Here is a 20,789-nt window from a genome sequence, read left to right as displayed (position 1 = left end):
TGGACTTAAAAACTCTTTACTATTGCATAAATAGTTTTCCGGAAGCCTATCTATTCTTCTTTACTATTGGATATATTCTACAAACCACGTCGTGGTCTGTGCGATTCACGTCGTGGTCTGTATAAACCATGACGTGGTCTGTAAAAACCATGCCGTGAACTAAGGAATAGATACAGTCAAGCAACATTATTTATGAAGACTTGTTATCGAATAGTCCTTGCTGCGGCCTTGTTTTGTTTATTGTGCCGATAGAGGAAATACGGTAACTAGGGCTCCACTAAGATTAATACCGGATTGTTATCATTCTCGGGTTGCTCCCAATCGATTAGGTAACGGTTGTCGTTTGAGATGTATTTGGGAGTGAAATAGGCTTCTTCGGGAAGTTCAAATGAGTTTTCCGGGTATATGAATTGTACATAGGCTAATTGCTTCTCCGCTATATCATAATATAATGTATAGGTATCTTTATCGGAGAAGTTATGCATATAGAGCCGGTCTCCGATTTGCCCGGGTATGACAGGGATCGTCTTTGTCCTGAACAGGTCGTTTTTTATATCGTCTATCGTGATATTATAACGGAGTTCCTCGGGCGTTCGGTATTTACCTAGATCGAGGACGGCATAAGGAGTTAGCTTCATGTCGTTGGAAACTTTAAATATCGTATCGCAGAACAACTCCTTAAATGCGGCAATCTTATTTCCGTCGAAAGGACGGAACTCATAGGTAAATGTCATGACGAAAGGAGGTTCTGTATAAGATTTATAGTAAGGTATGCTATCCGATATGACTGTATCTTGGCAAAAATAGAACCGAATGGGTGCGTTGCCAGAGAGGTTGGGTACGTGACCTAGGATAACGTTCGTCTTAGGGAGTGGATAAAATCCCCGGATGTTCTTATCCGGAATTTGAATGGTTTGGTGGAATTTCCCTTGCCAATCGTATACCTTTATTCGGATGGGGCTATCTTTTATATAAATAAGATGATCATGAGGTTCTAGTCCGGATATACGACTAAACTCATCCGGACCTCCTCCTTGTTTGCCGATATCGTATAAATATTTTCCTGCCAAGTCGAAAACAGAAGCTCTGTTATCATGCTGCACCAATAGCTTATCGCCGTGTTTAATAATGCGGGAGATGTATTTGATCAAGATTGAGTCATTCGTTTGCAGAGGGATGAATTGGATGGATTTCGCCCATTTCTTTAAGGCTACTTCTTGAGGTTGATGGTCAAAAACAGTTGCTAGGTCAATTGTTATACATTCCTCTGATTTCTCGCTTGTGCCGGTACAAGCGGTTAGTAATATCGCAAATATAATAAGCCATTTATTCATAAAAATATCTTTGTCCTAAAGTTAATAGGACAAAGATATTTAATTTATTTCGAAATATTCGTAATATTATGAAGATTTTGTACTGTTATTTCCAATCCACTAAGGATGATTTAAAATAGTTCCAATCGGCCTTTTCCCATAAGGGGGCTTGCGCGCCAAGTCTTACTCTATATTCGTCCCAATGTGTGTTCTCTACTTTGGACCAACCTTTTTCGGCGACACCAGCCAAACGGGGCATTAACAGGAATTGCAGATCTCTGAAATTGGTGATCGTCTCGCACCAGATAGCGGCTTCTATACCCGCTACATCTTTTTGAGGATTCTCTACAGTTGGGTTGAAGGTCATCGGGTCCCAGTCGTACATTTCTTGGATCGTTTGTTTCTCATAGGCGGCCATGCCCAGACGTTCTTGCTCCGCGTTTTGGGTGGAGTCCGCACTTGGTTCCAGATATTTATGGTCCAGATAAACGTAACCGCTCGGCGAGAGAATCACTTTCGCTTTTTTGGATATACCAAGACCCGGATCTTTTGGTGCCTCTTTCATGAATTCCGCGAATAAGGCCATGATCTCTTTATACTCGGCAGGTATATTATCTTTTTTCTTAGAAGAGTCCTCGCTTTTTTGCTTCAGATAAATCCAGTGCTGGATGACATCGCCTTCCGAGATATCCGCACGGGCGGTTTCTTGCCAGCCGACCATTTTCTTTCCATTCTTCAATACGATTTCCCGTGTCTTATTTATAAAACGGACGAACTTATCATGGGGTAAGCCGATCGCCTCGTCGCCTCCGATATGGATGTAGTTTCCGGGTGCTAAAGCGGCTAGCTCCGCGATAACATCCTCCGTGAATCGCATCGCTTTCGGATCATCTACGTCGAGCGCATTGAAGGCCTGCCCCGGGATGTTAACCTTGGTCTTGAATTTGACAGCGTTCTTGAAGTCTGGATAAGCGGCGAATACGGCAGCTGTATGCCCCGGGATATCTACTTCCGGTATGATCGTGATGAAGCGTTCTTTCGCGTAATTAACGAGATCCTTGAATTCCTCTTGCGTATAATAGCCTCCTTTTCTGCCGTTGTTGGGAAGTTGACCTCCTATTTCCGCTAGCTCGGGATATTTCTTGATCTCGATACGCCAGCCTTGGTTATCGGAAAGATGCATATGCAGTACGTTCATCTTATATAAGGCGATCATATCGATCACTTGTTTCACTTCCTCGGGATCGAAGAAGCAACGAGATACATCGAAAGAAAGCCCACGCCAAGCGAAACGAGGTGAGTCCTTCACTTCCAGTAGCGGTAGATAAATCTTCTCGCCTCCGGATTGTAGATTACCACCCACGATTTGTTTCAAGGTAGTGATACCTCGATAGATACCTTCTAGGGTAGTGGCCTTGATGTAGATGTTTCTCTTTTGGATGGAGAGGGAGTAAGACTCATCTACGGGGACACTATCTTTCGGACTCAATCCATAAGCTTTTGGCAGGTCGGCGAACTCTTTCGGATCTGTCAACTCGAGAAAGATGATGCAATTCGATTCTTTGTCTGAGGCGGAAGCCAGCTTGATGCCGGATAGCTTTTCTATCTCGTTGGATAGCAACTCGCCCATACCCTTTAAGGATTCGTCCGCATAACCGATCTCGATGCCGGGATGGATCGTGAATGTACCTTCGCCTACTGTCATTTGGGCCGGAGCGGGGATAATGCTTACGCTTCTTTCTCCAACATCTGGGGATGAACAGGCGATAAATGTAATAAAACTACAGAGGGTCAATGCCCATGCGAGAGTGATTCTTTTCATTCTTATTTTAAATTTATAGGTTATATCATGGCAAAAGTAAGGATTTGTTTTTACTTTTACGCGAATTTCACAAAAGTGTGCTATGATCAAAGAGAATTTCATTAAGATTTACGAGGAGAGTTTCAAGGAAAACTGGGCCTTGCCGGCATTAACGGATTACGGGAAAAGTAAAACCTTTACTTTCGGTGATGTAGCAACGGAGATCGCACGTATTCATCTTTTATTCCATGAGTGCCAAGTCCGTCGTGGAGACAAGATCGCGTTGATCGGTAAAGACAGCTCCCGTTGGTGCATCGCTTATATGGCGGTTGTTACTTATGGGGCGATTATCGTGCCTATTCTTCAGGACTTTAATCCGAATGATGTACATCATATTATTAACCACTCGGAATCTGTCTTTTTGTTTGTTAGCGACCGGATTTGGGATTCTTTGGAGGAAGATAAGATAGAAGAGGTTCGCGGTGTATTCTCTCTTTCCGATTATCGTTGCTTGCATCAACGGGATGGAGAGAATATCCAGAAGTTGATGAAATCGCTGGATGAGAAGATGACCGAGAAATATCCGGATGGCTTCACCCAAGAGGATATCAAATACGCTGAGTTGGATAATGACAAGGTGGTAGAGATCAACTATACATCGGGTACGACCGGATTTAGCAAAGGGGTTATGTTGACGGGGAATAATTTAGCCGGAAACGTGACGTATGCCCGGACACTGGATCTATTGTTCCGGGGTGAACGTGAGTTATGTTTCCTGCCTCTGGCCCATGCCTATAGTTGCGCTTTCAATTTATTGGTACCCATGGCATTCGGTGTGCATGTCTATTTATTAGGTAAGGTGCCGTCTCCTAAGATCTTATTAAAGGCATTCGAGGAGGTGAAGCCGAACTTGATCTTGATGGTTCCCCTGATTTTGGAGAAGATCTATAAGAAGATGATCCTTCCTCAGTTGAATAAGCGAACCTTGAAGTTGGCCTTGAATATCCCACTGTTGGATTCACGTATCTATGCGCAGATCCGCAAACATTTGGTGGATGCCTTGGGAGGACGTTTCCGTGAAGTGATCGTGGGGGGCGCCGCCATGAATCAAGAAGTAACGGATTTCTTGTATAAGATCAAATTCCCGTTCACGATCGGTTATGGTATGACGGAATGTGGCCCGTTGATCAGTTATGATCATAATAATGAGTATGTGCCCGGTTCTTGCGGACAGATCTTGAAAGGGATCATGAAAGTCCGTATCGATTCGGAAGACCCTTATAATAAGGTAGGCGAGATTCAAGTATCGGGCGAGAACGTAATGAAAGGCTATTATAAGAATGATGAGGCAACCCAAAATGTCTTCACGGAAGATGGCTGGCTAAGGACGGGTGATTTGGGTACGATCGATCATGACAACCGTATTTTTATACGTGGACGTAGCAAGACGATGATCTTGGGCGCTAGCGGACAAAATATTTATCCGGAAGAGATTGAATCCAAATTGAACAATTTGCCATTCGTGATGGAGAGTTTGGTCGTGGAGAAAAACGGGAAATTGATCGGGATGGTGTATCCGGATTACGATACGGTGGATAGTACGGGTATCTCGCATACGGATCTTCCAGTTATCATGGAACAAAATAGGATAGAGTTGAACAAGCTCCTGGCTCCTTACGAAACGATCTCGGAGATACAATTGTATCCGACAGAATTTGAGAAAACACCGAAGAAAAGCATTAAGCGTTACCTGTACAGTAATTATTGATAAATAAATAGAAAGCAAACGCAGCTAATATTCAGCATATTGTAAAAGCGGTAGAAAATAATTCAAAAAAAAACGTCTTATGTTGTACAACATATATGATTAATACATACATTTGCATCGTTTTACAACAACAAGATATTATAGACCGTTTAAATTAAGAACAAAATGAAAAAGTTAGTTGCATTTGCTGCTGTTATCGCAGCTGTATCATTCGCATCTTGTGGCAACAAATCTGCTGAATCTACCGAATCTGTTGCTGAAACAGAAGAGGCTACTGTAGTTGAGGAAGCTCCTGTAGTAGAAGAGGATGCTGCCGCTACTGATTCTGTAGCTGTTGAGGTTACTGACTCTGTTGCCGTAGAAGCTGCTCCTGCTGAATAATAATCAGTAAACGAGTTTTGAGGACAGTCTGTATGCGTTGAACATACAGACTTTTTTTGTTTATAAACCATAGATAATGATATGAGACAAATTTTACTTCTTCCATTGGCCGCTCTATTGGCTATGCCGGTATTCTCGCAGACTCCTGCCGATACGACGCTTACGATCCGGAATATAGAGATTCAGGGTACCCGTTTCGCCGGGTTGAGCGAGAGGGGCGGGATGAAAATCTTGCGGGTAGATAATAACTTGAGTAGCGTTACCAATACGGCGGCGGATGCTTTTCGCCAATTGCCTTCTGTCATAACCGATATGGAAGGAGCCGTTACATACAGGGGCTCCGGTAATGTCGGGATGCTTGTCGATGGAGTTCCTTACGGTTTGCTGGAAGAATATAGCGGTGACGTGCTGATCCAACTTCCCGCCCTGTTCTTTAACCAGATCTCATTAGGGGCATTTCCTCCGATTAATGCGGTGCCGGATGGTGATGTGGGCATACTCAATCTGGTGCCTCGTATGTATGGAACGGGAGATTCCCCTCTATATGTTACGCTTGGGGCGGGATGGAATGAGCGATATAACGCAGGAGCGGTATTGAATTTGCATCCCGGAAAATTCCATATCAACGCAAAATACAATTATAGGAGGGAATACCGGGAACGATCTTTCAGCAAATCGACCGCGACCGCTAAAAACCGGACGGAGATGAATAATAATGCCACGGCTCGTCCGGACGTACATGTGGCGGATATGAAAGTAGACTATGATCTTTCCGCGAAAGACCGGATCACCGTGCATGGCCTGTATCATTTGATGGATTATAGTCGGTATGGACGCATTAACAACCGGGTATTCAACCCGAAAGGGGAGCAAATGAAGTACGTGATCCGTAACCGGTATAACGACCAGCGCCAGGAAGCTTATGCCGCCGAAGCGTATTGGAACCATGAGATTTCGGAGAATCAAGGTTTTTATACCGTATTCAACTATAATAATTTCTCGTATGATGAGGATAATGATTTCAAGAATGAGAATCCTCAAAACGGGAATATCGTCTCGGAGGATAACCAATCTATCGACCATACGAAACATAATTATTTCTGGGGATTTGGATATGGGCAGGAGATCGATGGTTGGGATTTCAAGCTTGGTTATATAGGTCGTGCGCGAAACGAGGATTATCTGACGGCTGCTTTTGATAAGGTGGACGGTAGTTTTGAGTTAAGTCCGGCGAAATCGTATAATTACGATTTCAACCGTTATCTGAATTTGATCTATGCGGACGTGGTTAAGAATTGGGGCGCTTTTAACGCGGAGATAGGGATACAGGCGGAATTTAGTCATTTTAAGATGGATGAGTTTAGCCCTTCTTGGATCAACGACCCTTATTGGCAGGGGATAAAAGGCAAAGAGAACAAGAGTTCTCGTTTTCATTTGTATCCTCGTGCCCGTTTTACTTATGAGGTGAATAAGAGCAATCGTTTAAGCTTGAGTTATCAGCAACGGGCGATTCGTCCGAATGGCAGCTATTTGTGCTCTTTCTTGAATAACAGTGATCCTACCCATATCATACAGGGGAATCCGGACTTGAAGGATGAGTTTATACATAACGTAGAGCTAGGATATCAGTTTTCGGCTCCCCGTTTTCGTTTGACTCCGGCTATTTATTATCGGAATCGTACGAATCGTATCATGGAGATCGCTGGCCAAGTAAATGATGAGACGGTTTGGAAGAAAGAGAATATCGGACATAGCCAAGCAGTCGGAGCCGACTTGTCCGGTAGCTGGAATCCTGTACGTATCTTGACGGTCGGTTTCTCCGGGGATATCTATCGGGACGAGATCGATGGGCGTACGATAGGCTATGACGAGAAGAAATCCTTGGTTTGCTGGGATGTGAAGGGGAATGTAAACGTAAGTATTACGCCGACTACGGATTTTCAGGTAGACGGCTTCTACGTTTCCGACCAGCTTACGCCTCAAGGTAAGATCAAAGGCCGTTATAGCGTAAATGCCGGTCTCTCTCAATATTTCCTCAATCGTAAATTATGCGCGAACTTAAGTATCAACAATATATTCGATAGTTTAGAAGAAACAACGATTATTGATGCCCCGAACTTAGAAATGACGCAAAAGCGCAATCGTGATGCCCGGGTAGCTTGGCTTACGTTGACTTATCGTTTATAAAGTAGGTTCCGTGCCCTGTGTTCCATCTTGTTTGTGCTTTTGGATGAACAAGATGAAACGCATGGAACGGTCGTACGTGAAATAATTCCAGATCCAGTCGATCAGTACAATTAGCTTATTCTTGATTCCTAAGATGGAGCGTAAATGTACGAGCATCCAAACCAACCATGCCGTAAATCCGTGTAATTTCACCTTATTTAAATCGGCAACCGCTTTATTCCTGCCGACAGTAGCTAAAGTTCCCAAATTCTTATAATGGAAAGGTCTCGGTTTTTTTAGAGCCTCGATCCGTTGTAGATTTTCGGCTAATAACTCACCTTGCTGAATCGCTACCTGAGCGACTTGCGGATGTCCGTTCGGGTAATCCGGTTCTGCCATCCAGCAGACATCTCCTATGGCGAATATATTGGATAAGCCTTTTACTTGGTTACATTCATTGACGATAATCCGTTCCCCCCGGGTCAAGAGTTCTCCTTCGATATGATCGAAATGCACCGCTTTCACACCACTTACCCAAAGTAAGGTTCTAGTGGGTATGGTTTGTCCGTCATCTAAGAAAACGTTCCCATCCTTATAGTCCACGACACGCTTCTGAAGAATGATGTTAACGCCCATATCCTCAAGGAAGCGTTTAGCGTTGGAGGAGGCTTCCGGAGACATGGCCCCTAGTAATTTAGGGGACCCTTCTATCAGATAGATATTCATATGAAAGTTTCCTAGATCCGGATAGTCTTTTGGCAAAACAAACCGTTTCATCTCGGATAAAGCGCCGGATACTTCTACACCTGTAGCCCCTCCACCTACAACAACTATATTTAGCAAAGCTTGCTTCTCGTCTGGGTCCGTACAAGTAGTCGCTTTCTCTAAATTAATTAATAAGGTGTCTCGTAAAGCTAACGCCTCTTCTACCGTTTTCATGGGTAGAGACTGTTCCTCGATCGTTTTGTTTCCAAAGAAGTTGGTGATAGTTCCAGCGGCGATTACAAGATAATCATATTCCAATTCGCCGATGGAGGTTTGAATGGTATGCCCTTTCGGATTGACGCCATATACCTCTGCCAACCGGAAGTAAAAGTTCTTTCTCTTCTGGAATATCTTTCGATATGGAAAGGATATTTCATTATATTCTAAGCCGGAGGACGCTACTTGATAAAGCAGGGGAGGAAACTGGTGATAGTTGTTCTTGTCGATTAAGACTACTTGAAACTTGCTCTTTTTCAATTTCTCAGCTAGTTTTAACCCTCCAAATCCGCCCCCGATAATTACGACCCGCTTTTTGTCTGTGTAAGGAATGTTGAAGCCCATGATCTAAACGCTTTTCCTATATAAACATAGAAAGAAGCGAATTGGTTCTTCCGTTAATTATTAATGTATGTAAGCGGGTAGAGGCTTTATTTACAGGAAGGTTTATCGTGTTTCGGGGAAATACGTTTCTTTACCTTCCGCTTCAATCGCAAAAACTGCAATATGGAAAGTATACGCATCAAGATTATGAATAAGATAACCCCTAGCAAAATATAGCAAATTATCGGCGATGTCATTTTACCCTCTTCTTCACAAATTTTATCCCAGTCTTTAATTTGGAATAGTAAAACATAAAAAAATATGGTGGTCATTATACACTATCTTTTATTAGATCATCCATACGGATAGGTGTCTAAAATCAATGAGGCAAAGATAAATGAGCATAACTTATTAGGAGTTATACAACTTGACAATTTAAATGTATATTCTGATAGGGGGTGTTTTCTACAACGATTTAAGTTTTTTCCTTAGCTCCGTGGGACTATATCCAAAGCGTGCCTTGCAAAATTTGTAGAAATGCGAATGCGAGGAGAAATCGAATTCATCTATTATGTTCTTAAAATCATCCTCGCTGTTAGCTATGGCGACCAATAGTCGTTTGGATTTCTCTTGCATCAGCCATTCGTAGGCTGGAATACCGAAAGCTTTTTTAAACTTCATTCGAAAGGAATTTACTCCGTAACCTATCATTTGAGCTAGATCTGTTACTGTTTTAGCTTTTATATAATTCTCGGCGATGAGTCTCTCAAACTCTGCTGAATGCGTACTTGATAAATAGAAAAAGTAGTCTAATTCCTCTTTTCTATAAAGCTTTTTCAATAAGTAGAATAATTCCGTTCTCTTTAATTCATACAAAGGGTAGTTCAGGAAATTATTTTCAAGATATTGTCCGACAAGTTCTAGAAAACCGTATAAAGGTTCCACTATTTTCAGCTCTATCCACTTAGAGATAGGTTGAGGTAATATTCCGTACGGATGTTGGTAATACGGTAACTCATTCATCGTTAAACTGTCAAAAAAGAAAATGATGATTTTTGAACCTAGTGTGATATCATATGTGTAATTTTCAAATGATCTTAGAAAGATCATATACTGTTCACCGATTGTTTTCTTTTCTTCTTTAGTGGAATATATAGTTATGGATCCGCTTAAGATAAAAATAATCATATCGCTGGATAAACCAGATAAGGTTTGTGTTATTTCCTCTGACATCAATATGATACTAAAGCCAGCGTGTAAGATTCGGTTTTCAGATGTTTCCGGAGAAATTCTGTTAATAAGCTTGTTTATGAAATTATTGTTATTTAGTTTGTTATACAAATATTTCCCCCCTTCAGTAAATCTAGATGCAAAAAAAGCGCAATGTATTAGTATGGTCTGTATACAAACTATCATTTTTTGTATACATTATGATATGAATGAAAAATAAATAGGAATCAGAGGAGGTCTCTGATTCCTTGTAAAATAAGATCTCCCATTTTTTTAAGGGAAGAATTAAGTTTACTAATACTTTAGGAGGGTAATTTCTATTATCACAATAGAATGAAATAAAAACTAAATACGTCTTACAAATGAAAATAAGACATTACGTATGAACAAGCTTGAATATTATAACGTATTGTGTTTTATTTTCTAAGTCGTTTTATTTATCCGTGCGGAATGGAAGCACCGGTAATCCTTGTACGTTTTGCAAGTTGCCAATTTGGAAATTCCGGAAACCATAACGAGCGGCTATTGGGGCTTTTACGCCCGGAGCTGAGATAATAACGGTTTTCTTGTTAGCGTCTATAGTTGCGTTTGCCTTGTGGAAACGCATGTCTTTTCCGGCTATCTCGAAGCCTATGATCCCGTTATCTCGATTGAAGCCATCTTCCGCATTCTTGAAAAAAAGAATGATTTTATCTTTATCTATTTCCATATGATCGTATTGGGGGCTCTCACAAGCGATGGTTGTATAACCATAGGTTTTGTTTAGAGCCATATAACAAAGACGCTCACCGATCTTTTGTTTCTCTTTGGGGTGTATTTGCCGTTTCTCGTAATCCTGTACCAGATCGTTCGTGGAAACAATACCGCTATTGGGGATCAACCGGGTGGCTTTGTATTGCTCTTCACGAAGGTATGCGGCTTGGGCTCCTTCTCCATATTCGTAAGGGGCGATTTCTACCAGATAGAAAGGTAATTCTCCTTGTCCCCATAATCCTCTCCAATGTTCTACCATTGTCGCTAGGCGTTTAGCGTAGTCCGGGTGTCCGACATTTGACTCTCCTTGATACCATAGGAAACCTCTGACCGTATATTTGCTGGCTGGTTTCAGCATTCCGTTATACATGATCATGGGTTGTAGCATCGGATGGATTTTCTCATCGTTACCCGCTAAGGATAGATCGATATCGCTATAATTTAGCAGGATGTCTTTAGGCAACCAACCTTCCACTGTGGAGCCGCCCCAGCTACAATTGATGATACCTACCGGCACGTTCAACACCTCGGTCAACAGGGTTGCGAAGAAATAGGCGGTAGCTCCGAACTCCGGGGCGTTTCGCGGATCACATACTTTCCATTCGCCACCTACCGGATAATCTTTCGGTTCCAAAGCTCCGACCCGTTGGATCGTAGCGTAACGGATCGAGTTCTTATATTTCCCGGATGTAGCGATAGCGTGGTTACCTCCCTCGATAGGGCAGTGCCAGAAACCTCTTAATGGCATTTCCATATTGGATTGGCCGGAACCGAACCATACCTCGCCGATCAGAAGATCATGCAAGACAATCTTGTCTTGTCCATTCTCTAATGTTAACTGTTGCTTTTCGAAACTGGCCGAGGGCGTCTGAACCCAGATTTCCCATCTGCCTTGATCGTTTACTTGGGCCGTGTATTCCGTATTGTCCCAAGAACTACGGACTTTCAGGCTTGAATTTGGGGTTGCATTTCCCCAGAGCCGTACTTTAGTGGCTTGTTGGAGTACCATGTTGTCACCTACCAAAGCTGGCAGCTTGATCTCGGCCCGGAGGTTCACCAAACCGAGAAGGAGGCCGATCGCCATCCAATAGAATTTGTTCATATCGCTTGTTTTTTTGATGTCGGAAACTTCCGACGGTTGTTAATCTGATAAAAAAGAGCCGGCAGGCGGTCTTTCGGACGGCTATTCGCCGGCAAGTCGTTCGATAATCTCCATACACATCCGTCCGTTGTGATAGGGACATTTCCAGAAACCGGCCTTGTCATCCTCGCGATTGATCTCGTGATCGAGCGATACGCTCCAATGCCATTCCCCTTGTTCCTTGTCGATCAAATAACGCTGAATGAATTTCCAGCATGTATAGGCTGTGCCTAAGGCAGGCTCATCTCCGAAATGTTGATACAAGTTGAAATGACCCACTACATTCTCGGCTTGCACCCACCAATGCAGGTCCGTGTCGGCTTTCTTCTCATCCGGGTGATACTCGTAAATGAGGCTACCGTTCGCTAATAACCCGTCTTCGGCCGCTATCGCTATCTTTTGAACCAAAGGCTCTACTTTCTGAAGGATCTCGTTGTCTCCCAATTCGATAGCGGCCTCATGCAGTAACCAAGATACCTCTATATCATGACCGTAGGAGATGATACGGTATTTGCTTTCCCAATCCTCGTTGAAAAAGAGGTTTAAATGATAGGTACGGTGATCCAGAATCTTGTCGGTGAAAATCAGGATCAAGTTTCGGAGTTGTTTTTTGAGGTGCTCGTCTTTCCATACCCGATACAAGTTAGTATAAGGTTCGAGGATATGCAGATGGGTGTTCATAGTTTTTTTCTCATTCTCATCCTTGTCGCTTAGTCGCATATCCTCTATCAGTTTCCAGTCTTTCGTAAAGGCTTCCATATAACCGTTCTTTTCCGGGTCGAAACTATATTGTTCGATCGCCTTGAAGAGACGGATCGCATAATCCAACGCTTCTTTATCTCCGGTAGCCCGGTTGTACTCGCTTAATCCGTAGATAGCGAATCCTAAGGCGTAGATTTGCTTTTTGGTTTGCACGGGTTGACCGGTATAGTCTAATTCCCAGTAAATACCCTCGAATTCTTGGTCGTAGAATTTATCGATAAGGTAACGTTTGGCACGGGTCGCCGTTTCCAGATATTCCGGCTTTCGTAATAAACGGTATGCGGCGGAGAATGTCCATAGGATACGGGCGTTCAAGATGGCGCCTTTAGGGGCATGTACGACTCGTTGATTGTTTCCCGTGATTTGCCCATGGAAACCACCATACTCACTATCTATCATTCGGTTCATCCAGAAAGGGAGGATATTGTTCTCTAGCTCCCATTGAACCTCGTTTTGTAAATCTTCGGTGATTTTATTCATTTGTTTCTTTTCTTTTGGTTTCTAACGTAGCGGTGATTTCCTTCATCTTTGTCTCGCTAAGCGGGTAGAAGGCGATAAATACAACGGACAGGATCGTACCTACGGCCGGTAAGAAACTGAGGAACATCTTGATTCCGCTAATCGTTTCCTCGCTTTGTACGGTATTGGCCTGAAACCCGAAGAAAGCGAGTAGCCAGCCTGTGATAGCCGTGCCGATCGCCCATCCGAATTTCTGGCTCATGGACGAGGAACTGAAGATCAATCCTGTGGCACGGTTCCCTGTTTTTAGTTCTGAGTAGTCCGTGCAATCGGCATACATGGACCAAAGTAGGGGGAAAATACTACCGGCGCAAATACTGATGAACACTTGGAACGTGAATATCAGGGCTAGATCCGTCTTGTCGAGCCAGAAAAAGAGGATGCTTAAGACCGAGGCGATCAGCATGGAGCCCATATAGGTTCTTTTCTTTCCGATCCGGTTGCTTAATGGAGCGGCTAAGATCACGCCGACAATATTGGCCGCCTGTCCTACCGCCAGATATAATCCGCTTAAGACGAAGGAGACTCCGAAAAGAGATACATTGGCATAGGCTTCCTCAACGATAAAGTATTTGAAATAATATACGGTAGCCCCGTCGCGGATGGAATTGAAAACCAGAGCGGAGACACCTGCTCCCAATAGTATCCACCAAGGCTTGTTGCGCAATAGGTCTCTCAAGTCATCTTTTAACGAGCCTTGTTGCTCTTTAATCGGTTTTACCCGTTCTTTTGTCCATGCGAAACATCCATAAAAGAGAATGGCGCACAGGATATCGATAACTACGACCGCTAGGGTCCATCCATGTTGTTGATCCGCCAATTCATCGCTATTTTCGCTAAAGAAGCGTACCATCGGCATGAATAGCAACAGGGCTATAAAACTGCCAATATAGGCGAATACCATACGGTACGTAGAAAGGGTATTACGGTCTTGTGGCAACGGGCTCATTACTCCAAGCAGGGACGCATAAGGCACGTTTATAGCGGAGTACACCATCATCATCAAGGAATAGGTGATATAGGCATAGATCAAATTACCTGTTTGTCCAAAAGAAGGAGTCGTGAAAGTGAGCACTCCGATAACGGCGAACGGGATCGCCAGCCAAAGTAAATAAGGGCGAAATTTTCCCCAGCGTGTTTGCGTACGATCCGCCACGACACCGACAATCGGGTCAAAGACCGAGTCCCATATACGAGTTATCAAGAACATCGTACCTACGGCTGCTGCCGGTAATCCGAATACGTCCGTATAGAAAATCATCAAGTAAGCGCCAAACAGTTTCCAGAACATGGACGATGCCATGTCCCCGAAACCGTAGCCTATCTTCTCTGTTAGTTTAATCATATGAGTGGTTTTTGTAGGTTATTTCAGGAGTGGAAGATTTCGATCGATCAGCTTTTTCAGCGTCTCGACAGATGCGGTCGTAGTCAGCCCGTCGGCCGGAGTGTTCATGCAGTAATCTACCAATTTATCGATTGTGGATACAGCCACGTGCATACGGGTATCGGAGGATGCGTAGTAAATATATACGGTTCCATCCTCATCCGCGATCCATCCGTTAGAGAATAAAACGTTGGATACATCGCCGATCCGTTCCTCATTTTCCGGAGCCATGAAATAGCCGGCGGGTGTGGCGATAGGTCTCGTGGGATCTTCCAACGCGGTCATATACATATAAAGCACGTAACGTAATCCGGCGGCGCATCCCCGTACGCCATGGGCGAGATGTAACCAGCCTCTCGGTGTCTTGATCGGGTGGGGGCCTTCGCCATTTTTCACTTCCTTGATCGTATGGTAGTAACGTTGGTCGATGATGGTTTCTTCCTTGACTTCGGCGTGCGTGATATCATCAATCAAGGCCCATCCGATACCACCGCCACTTCCCGCGTCGATAAATCCGTCTTGGGGGCGGGTATAAAGGGCATATTTACCATTTACGAATTCCGGGTGTAATACGACGTTACGTTGTTGGCTCTTGGTCTTTAAATCCGGGAGACGTTCCCAGTTTTTCAAGTCTTTTGTCCGGGCGATAGCTGCCGTGGCGGTTGCCGAGGATAGATCTCCGGGAGCTGCGTTCGGGTCATGGCGCTCGGCGCAAAAGATTCCGTAAACCCAGCCGTCTTCATGAGCGGTTAGGCGCATGTCGTAAATATTCGTGGCCGGGACAAGATCGTCCGGCATGGTTACCGGGTAATCCCAAAAACGGAAATTGTCTACTCCGTTCGGGCTTTCGGCTACGGCGAAGAAGGATTTACGGTCGCTTCCTTCTACACGTACCATTAATATATATTTACCATTCCATTTGATCGCGCCGGAGTTCATGGTTGCGTTCATGCCGATGCGTTCCATCAAGTAGGGGTTTGTCTTTTCATTTAAGTCATATCTCCAGAAGATCGGGGTATGTGCGGCTGTCAGTACAGGGTGTTGATAACGGGTGAAGATTCCGTTTCCGTCTTCTAAAGGGATATTTTTCCGGCTTAACAAGGTTTCGTGTTTAGCGAAGAGTTCGTTTACTTTTTCTTGAAATTGTTCCATGATGTTTTTGCTTTAAATGATATTATCAGATGGTGGGAGACGGGGCACGCCCCGTCTCTACAACTGGATATGACGTGATTTATCTGGTTTATGTATGATGTTATTTATATAGGTTGATATCGGAGGCGAACAATGTTTTCGGATTTTCAAAGAACTTCTTGAAATCCTCGGCAGAGGCTTGTCCGGGATAAGGGCCAAAGAAGTGAGTGACTTTTTCACGGGCGTTTCTCCATACCAATACATAAGCGACCGGATATTTCTCCATGGCAGGCAGCAGGGTTCCCGTCCACCATGTGGAGTCTGGTACCCCTTCGTAGCCGGTCTCCGTGACCGCTATGATCTTATGGTTGGCTTTGCCTATGCTGTCTATTACGGAAAGACTGGTATCCATGCTTTTCAAGAAGAAATCCTTATCTTCCCGTTGGTAAGCGTCGAAGCCTAGGACGTCGATCAAGTCATGTCCGGGGTAACGTTCCAGATAAGACGCTTGATCCTGCGGCTCTGTACCTGTGGAATAAGCGTATACGATCTGGTCTGTTGCTCCGTGAGCGTTTAGATAATCGGCGGTCATTCGCCATAGCGCCTTGTATTCATCCGTGGTACATAAATTCTGTCCCCACCAGAACCAACTTCCGGTGTGTTCGTGCCAAGGACGGAATAGGACGGGAATCTTGGTGCCATCGCTTGTTTTCAAGGAAAGGATGAAATCATTCACTTTGCCTAGCCAACTTTGGAATTTCTCATAGTTCTCCCCTTCCGGAAGGATCGATTTCACGACAGCATGGTCTGATACGTCCCAAGCGTCCCCTCCGGTTTTAGGGTTACGGGGATGCCAACTTAAAGATACCAAGCCTCCCCGGTTATATTGGTTGATGATTTCCTTGCGTATTTTCTCGAAAGGTACTTTATCAAGGCTTTTATCTCCCCCGAGTTCGATCTCTCCAAGATCAAAGCTGATAACGGCCGGATAATCGCCGCATACTTTTTGCACGTCTGAGCCCCCTTCGTCAAATTCCCATCCGATCCCATAAACCGTATCATCGTGGTGTCCGAACATGATTCCTTTTTGTGGAATCGCACGTAGGTTCTCTATTAAACGTTCTCTCGGCGAAACCTGTTCGCTTGTCGGCTCTAGTCCTTTCTTCGATGGTGAACAGGCGATTAATGCCCCTAGGCATAACATGGTAATTAATTTCGTGTTCTTCATGATTCTATTCTTTATGGATGCAAAAGTAAGAGGTATTTGGGTTACAATCTAGTATTATTTTATCTGATAGCGATATTATTTTCATTTTAACCGGAACGGTTGTTTGATTTTGAATTCATTGTTATCTTTGTGTCCATGAAATAATCAAACAATGTAACTATGGGAAAATGGAATGATTTACAAGTACAAGTGAAGGAGGGGAAAGAACAGGAGAAAAACCGAAAGGAGAATCTTGGGAAGTTCTTTTATGATTTGGCGAAGCTTACGTTTGCGGGTAGTGTGATAGCGGGGATAATCCCTTTATGGAAAAATCCGGGAGATCTGTCATTATGGATGTTGGTAGTGACTGGATTGGTTTGTACAGGGGTAATTGCAGCTAGTGCGAATAGAATATTTAAATGATAATCAATATGAATAACTTAACATTTATGTTTTTAATTATTATCGTGGTAATGGGGATATTTCTTGCATGGACTTATACCAAATCCGGGAAGAAGTGGTTGAAGAACCTATAGTGAACATCTAGATATAGAACTATACCCAATACACGGATCTTATGGAATTATTTATTTTTTCTATAAGATCCGTGTATTGTTTTTGGTGCCCCTTGGTTTCTAGTTTCCTGCTTGAACCTGCATACGTTCTTTCGAAATGATCCTCTTCTCAAATACTTTCGTGTCCAGCTGAATAGGGGCATTTACGAAATCCGGTACATTATAGGAATAAACAGAGCGATCGTAATAGGTTTCCGGATCTTCCTGGGGAAGGAGAAAGGGCTTGCTTATCTTGCCATTCTCATCCATGCTAGCCAGATAAAGGCGGGTATAAAGGCCGTCACCCCGGCGGCTACTGAAGACAAACCAGCGGGAGTTGCTACTCCAGTTGTGAAAGCTTTCGGTGTCATCGCTATTTACTTCGGATAGCTCGCGGAGGTCTCCGCTTGTCAAGTCCAGTAACCATAGATCCGCCTCTTTATGCCAGATCGAAAAGTTTCCGTAATCGGATAAGGTGAACATAATATATTTGCCGTCATAGGAAGGACGGGGGAAAGATACGCTTTTCCCTAAAGCCTCAGCGTTCACCAACGTATCGATACGGCTCCCGAATGTACCGGTAGAGGGATCGAAATCGATACTACATAAATTATATCTTATCTCTTTATATTCTTCGGGAATCTTTTTAGCCTCGGCGGAACAAAAGTAAAGCGTACGACCATCCGGGGAGAATGCGGGGAAGGTCTCGAACCTGTCTTTCTTTTGCAAAGAATCGCAAAGAAGTAGATGATGATCTGCCGGATGATAAACGACTACATCAGATTCCAAATCCAAGACTTCTACCCGCTCGTCCTTAACCGTATGGAACGATTGCCGGGTGTTGTTCGTGGAATACGCTATATATTCGCCTCCGGGATGCCAATAGGGATAGACACAGGCGGCGATTGTCTGGTCTGTTTTCGTGTTGAGGTATTCATCCTTATTGCCGGTTCTCATAAAAGTGGCTCCATGCGTCCCTCGGATGTGAAGACTGAAATGGCTCGGGTCCGTACGATTGAAGGCATGGCAGTTTACGCACATACCTTTGACCAGCGTGTTTTCCACCAAAGGTCTTTCTTTATGAGACGATAGATCACGCTCATAAATACCCATACGGCTATAGACTTCATAACCGGGAGCGATCTTTCGGTATACTAGGCCGTAATCGATCGGGTGGGGGCTGATGTACATGGGGAAAGGTTTGTAAGTACTCCATTTACCCTTTTGCTTGATACTGACAGTAAAGAGTAAACTATCGCCTTGATTGGAGGTGAGCAGTTGCTTCCACTCTTTTTCCGGGAAATTGACATGCTTCGCGTTTATATGTACCTCTTTGCCTTGGTGCCCTTTTACGATAACATCTATCCGCTCATAGGAGGTATCCGTATAAGAGAAATTCATTGGAGCTATCGTGGCGGGAACTGTTACCCCGATATAATCCGGATAGATGGACGGGTATTTCTCTATTTGTTCGGGGGATACCACCGAATCCCCACAAGCGGTAAATAACGCTATACATATACTATATAATAAGATAAGCTTTCTCATGGCCGTTTATTTTCTGAATAATAAGTAATACCAAAATGTCTTCTCGTATTTCGGGCGAAGGATAGGCTCGGAGTCTTTCTGCGTCATATAAACACGGGCGAACTCGCTTACCCCTTCCAATACGTTGCGGGAGATGCTCCAAGGAAGACCTTGGAAATTAGGATGCTGCTGTGTCCAAATGAAAATCAATGCCTCTTGATAAGAGATGGGTATGTGATTATAGCCCAGATCTTTTCCCAGCGGATAATATTTCATGAAACGTTCCAGATCCTTCTTTTGCAAGACATAGGCTAACATATACTCGAAAGCCATCCGGTTACTTTTGTTATGTTGCAGCAATAAGCCTAGCATGACATCCATTTCCGTGTCGCTAAACAAGAAATCTTCCGTATATCGGGCTTTTCTCAACCATCCCCATTCGGGATGCTTCTCTATCTTTTCATCGTTATTTAGATAGCTCATGGCGTTGGTCGCCCATTTCTTATAGAACAAGGTATGCTGCAAAGCCCGCAGGTATTTGGCGGCGACAGCGTATTGTCCATTGATCAAGTTGGTCTCGGCCAGACGCATATAGGCACGTCCGCTTTTCTTATAGTCGGGGATAGCCTCCATCGCTTCGAACATATAGCGTTGTGAGGAGTTGATCATTCCCAGATGATAGAATATCTCGCTGGTTGGGAGCGGTGAGGTAAAATCTCTTTGGAAGGTCGGGATCAATCCTTCCGTTCCATTCTGGTAGAAATGGAACATGCGATCCCCTAATTGTCCGGTCTTGGCGAGAGCCAGATTTAAGCAGGTCACGGAGAAGGGGGAATTTGGTTCTTTGTTTTCCGCCGCTTTGATAATCTTGTTCCATTGTTTCATGCGGGTGAGGTAGTCGTATTTCATGGCCTCTTCCTTATCCGGATTGCTGGCGGCGTGAATCCATGTGCCACCACCGATAAGGAGCAGGGTGGGGATAGCAGCCATCCAAACTTTAGTACCCTTTGCCGGTGGGGGTAGCAAGGCTAATGCCCCGGGCATTATGGCTACGGTAGCGATTGTCAGTAATAGGGTGTTGGGAACGATCATGGGGAAACGATAATAATCGATACCGGTTATGAGGCTAAGCAATGGATATTGCGTGAGGTTTTGTGCCAATAGGGGGCATAGGATTCCAAGCAAGATGTAGATAGGAATCCAAATATAGGATTTGTTGTATGTGGCTGGCACGGATTTGATGCAATGCCCGATTGCTACTCCGATCACGAAGATGAAATAGGCCCCACCACCTACCACCCAGTAGAGCACCGGCATCATTAGGAGCGTATAGATAATTCGTCCCCATGAATGAGCGGTTTTTCGCTGGATGACTAGAGCGAAGAGGGCGAGAGTTATGGAGACGGGGAATGCCAGCAGGGCATTCTCATCACATAAAAATACCCAGAGCAGGATGGAAGGGAGAAAGCTGAGCGGATACCAAAAGTCGGAAGCCCCCATTTGTTTGGCCAGCCAGTTTATTTGCCGTTGGATAAGCACGAGAACGATCGCCAAGATCGTAGCCCCTGCCCAAGCGAAATAATAGAACTGCGTCAGGAACTCCGCTATATATTCAGCGATGCCTCCGGGATGGAGACATTTGTCGATTCCATATTCCGGCGTGAACAGGAATAACTGGAATTGCTCGTGGTAATGTAAATGATGAGGATAATAAAGTCCCCAAAACAGGCAAATCGCACAGCCGAATAATAAGGAGGCGATTCCTCTTATGTATCTATATTTACGTGTATTTTCCATTGTATAATAATTTATCGTTATAAATTTGCATAAACATTCAACATCAAAGT

The 20,789-nt window shown here is 44.0% G+C and carries 15 protein-coding genes; 4 read left to right on the top strand and 11 right to left on the bottom strand.

The window, feature by feature from the left end; all coding sequences use genetic code 11:
• Positions 1-266: 266 nt before the first annotated feature.
• Complete coding sequence (locus tag DWY79_RS19265) at positions 267-1,334, bottom strand: 6-bladed beta-propeller (protein WP_005865567.1); 1,068 nt, start codon at positions 1,332-1,334, stop codon at positions 267-269.
• Positions 1,335-1,419: 85 nt separating this feature from the next.
• Positions 1,420-3,135: a family 20 glycosylhydrolase gene (locus DWY79_RS19260; RefSeq protein ID WP_122370106.1), complete on the bottom strand. Its 1,716-nt coding sequence runs from the start codon at positions 3,133-3,135 to the stop codon at positions 1,420-1,422.
• Positions 3,136-3,217: 82 nt separating this feature from the next.
• Between DWY79_RS19260 and DWY79_RS19255 the strand changes: the two genes are divergently transcribed.
• The 3 genes from DWY79_RS19255 (at position 3,218) to DWY79_RS19245 (ending at position 7,450) form a co-directional block, all read left to right on the top strand.
• Positions 3,218-4,882, top strand: a complete 1,665-nt coding sequence (locus tag DWY79_RS19255) for an AMP-binding protein (protein WP_005855185.1) — start codon at positions 3,218-3,220, stop codon at positions 4,880-4,882.
• Positions 4,883-5,047: 165 nt separating this feature from the next.
• Positions 5,048-5,263, top strand: coding sequence for a hypothetical protein (locus DWY79_RS19250; RefSeq protein WP_005855187.1), 216 nt, complete (start codon positions 5,048-5,050; stop codon positions 5,261-5,263).
• A gap of 81 nt (positions 5,264-5,344) precedes the next feature.
• Positions 5,345-7,450, top strand: a complete 2,106-nt coding sequence (locus DWY79_RS19245; RefSeq protein ID WP_122370104.1) for an outer membrane beta-barrel family protein — start codon at positions 5,345-5,347, stop codon at positions 7,448-7,450.
• On the opposite strand, the gene DWY79_RS19240 is transcribed toward DWY79_RS19245, so the two are convergent.
• From DWY79_RS19240 to DWY79_RS19205, 7 genes are all read right to left on the bottom strand, one after another.
• Positions 7,445-8,755 carry an NAD(P)/FAD-dependent oxidoreductase gene (locus DWY79_RS19240; protein ID WP_005865574.1) on the bottom strand — a complete coding sequence of 437 codons (1,311 nt, stop codon included), beginning with the start codon at positions 8,753-8,755 and terminating at the stop codon, positions 7,445-7,447. The genes DWY79_RS19245 and DWY79_RS19240 overlap by 6 nt on opposite strands.
• A 444-nt stretch (positions 8,756-9,199) precedes the next feature.
• A complete protein-coding gene (locus tag DWY79_RS19230) occupies positions 9,200-9,967 on the bottom strand; it encodes an AraC family transcriptional regulator (RefSeq protein ID WP_230327922.1) in 768 nt (255 codons plus the stop codon).
• Positions 9,968-10,397: 430 nt separating this feature from the next.
• On the bottom strand, positions 10,398-11,819 hold the full coding sequence (locus tag DWY79_RS19225; protein WP_122370102.1) for a sialate O-acetylesterase: 1,422 nt from the start codon (positions 11,817-11,819) through the stop codon (positions 10,398-10,400).
• An 81-nt stretch (positions 11,820-11,900) separates the two neighbouring features.
• Complete coding sequence (locus tag DWY79_RS19220; RefSeq protein ID WP_122370100.1) at positions 11,901-13,100, bottom strand: AGE family epimerase/isomerase; 1,200 nt, start codon at positions 13,098-13,100, stop codon at positions 11,901-11,903.
• Complete coding sequence (locus DWY79_RS19215; protein WP_122370098.1) at positions 13,093-14,484, bottom strand: MFS transporter; 1,392 nt, start codon at positions 14,482-14,484, stop codon at positions 13,093-13,095. The genes DWY79_RS19220 and DWY79_RS19215 overlap by 8 nt, the downstream gene beginning before the upstream one ends.
• 18 nt (positions 14,485-14,502) lie before the next feature.
• Positions 14,503-15,675: a glycosidase gene (locus tag DWY79_RS19210; RefSeq protein ID WP_044545548.1), complete on the bottom strand. Its 1,173-nt coding sequence runs from the start codon at positions 15,673-15,675 to the stop codon at positions 14,503-14,505.
• A 100-nt stretch (positions 15,676-15,775) separates the two neighbouring features.
• Positions 15,776-16,882: a glycoside hydrolase family 26 protein gene (locus tag DWY79_RS19205; protein WP_122370096.1), complete on the bottom strand. Its 1,107-nt coding sequence runs from the start codon at positions 16,880-16,882 to the stop codon at positions 15,776-15,778.
• 159 nt (positions 16,883-17,041) lie between these two features.
• Between DWY79_RS19205 and DWY79_RS19200 the strand changes: the two genes are divergently transcribed.
• A complete protein-coding gene (locus tag DWY79_RS19200) occupies positions 17,042-17,284 on the top strand; it encodes a DUF6722 family protein (protein WP_122370094.1) in 243 nt (80 codons plus the stop codon).
• A gap of 212 nt (positions 17,285-17,496) precedes the next feature.
• On the opposite strand, the gene DWY79_RS19195 is transcribed toward DWY79_RS19200, so the two are convergent.
• Both DWY79_RS19195 and DWY79_RS19190 read right to left on the bottom strand, forming a co-directional pair.
• Positions 17,497-18,963: a PD40 domain-containing protein gene (locus tag DWY79_RS19195; RefSeq protein WP_122370092.1), complete on the bottom strand. Its 1,467-nt coding sequence runs from the start codon at positions 18,961-18,963 to the stop codon at positions 17,497-17,499.
• A 6-nt stretch (positions 18,964-18,969) separates the two neighbouring features.
• Positions 18,970-20,739, bottom strand: coding sequence for a DUF6057 family protein (locus DWY79_RS19190; RefSeq protein ID WP_122370124.1), 1,770 nt, complete (start codon positions 20,737-20,739; stop codon positions 18,970-18,972).
• Between the last annotated feature and the right edge of the window lie 50 nt (positions 20,740-20,789).

This window comes from Parabacteroides sp. AF27-14 (genome assembly GCF_003635425.1).
GTDB classification, from domain to species: Bacteria; Bacteroidota; Bacteroidia; order Bacteroidales; family Tannerellaceae; genus Parabacteroides; species Parabacteroides distasonis.
Note: the sequence above shows the minus strand (reverse complement) of the source record. Positions and strands in the feature narration are given on the sequence as shown.

Excerpts from the sequence above, each read along its gene's own strand:
- DWY79_RS19265 (WP_005865567.1), bottom strand. The coding sequence starts at position 1,334 with ATGAATAAATGGCTTATTATATTTGCGATATTACTAACCGCTTGTACC.
- DWY79_RS19260 (WP_122370106.1), bottom strand. The coding sequence starts at position 3,135 with ATGAAAAGAATCACTCTCGCATGGGCATTGACCCTCTGTAGTTTTATT.
- DWY79_RS19255 (WP_005855185.1), top strand. The coding sequence starts at position 3,218 with ATGATCAAAGAGAATTTCATTAAGATTTACGAGGAGAGTTTCAAGGAA.
- DWY79_RS19250 (WP_005855187.1), top strand. The coding sequence starts at position 5,048 with ATGAAAAAGTTAGTTGCATTTGCTGCTGTTATCGCAGCTGTATCATTC.
- DWY79_RS19245 (WP_122370104.1), top strand. The coding sequence starts at position 5,345 with ATGAGACAAATTTTACTTCTTCCATTGGCCGCTCTATTGGCTATGCCG.
- DWY79_RS19240 (WP_005865574.1), bottom strand. The coding sequence starts at position 8,755 with ATGGGCTTCAACATTCCTTACACAGACAAAAAGCGGGTCGTAATTATC.
- DWY79_RS19230 (WP_230327922.1), bottom strand. The coding sequence starts at position 9,967 with ATGTCAGAGGAAATAACACAAACCTTATCTGGTTTATCCAGCGATATG.
- DWY79_RS19225 (WP_122370102.1), bottom strand. The coding sequence starts at position 11,819 with ATGAACAAATTCTATTGGATGGCGATCGGCCTCCTTCTCGGTTTGGTG.
- DWY79_RS19220 (WP_122370100.1), bottom strand. The coding sequence starts at position 13,100 with ATGAATAAAATCACCGAAGATTTACAAAACGAGGTTCAATGGGAGCTA.
- DWY79_RS19215 (WP_122370098.1), bottom strand. The coding sequence starts at position 14,484 with ATGATTAAACTAACAGAGAAGATAGGCTACGGTTTCGGGGACATGGCA.
- DWY79_RS19210 (WP_044545548.1), bottom strand. The coding sequence starts at position 15,675 with ATGGAACAATTTCAAGAAAAAGTAAACGAACTCTTCGCTAAACACGAA.
- DWY79_RS19205 (WP_122370096.1), bottom strand. The coding sequence starts at position 16,882 with ATGAAGAACACGAAATTAATTACCATGTTATGCCTAGGGGCATTAATC.
- DWY79_RS19200 (WP_122370094.1), top strand. The coding sequence starts at position 17,042 with ATGGGAAAATGGAATGATTTACAAGTACAAGTGAAGGAGGGGAAAGAA.
- DWY79_RS19195 (WP_122370092.1), bottom strand. The coding sequence starts at position 18,963 with ATGAGAAAGCTTATCTTATTATATAGTATATGTATAGCGTTATTTACC.
- DWY79_RS19190 (WP_122370124.1), bottom strand. The coding sequence starts at position 20,739 with ATGGAAAATACACGTAAATATAGATACATAAGAGGAATCGCCTCCTTA.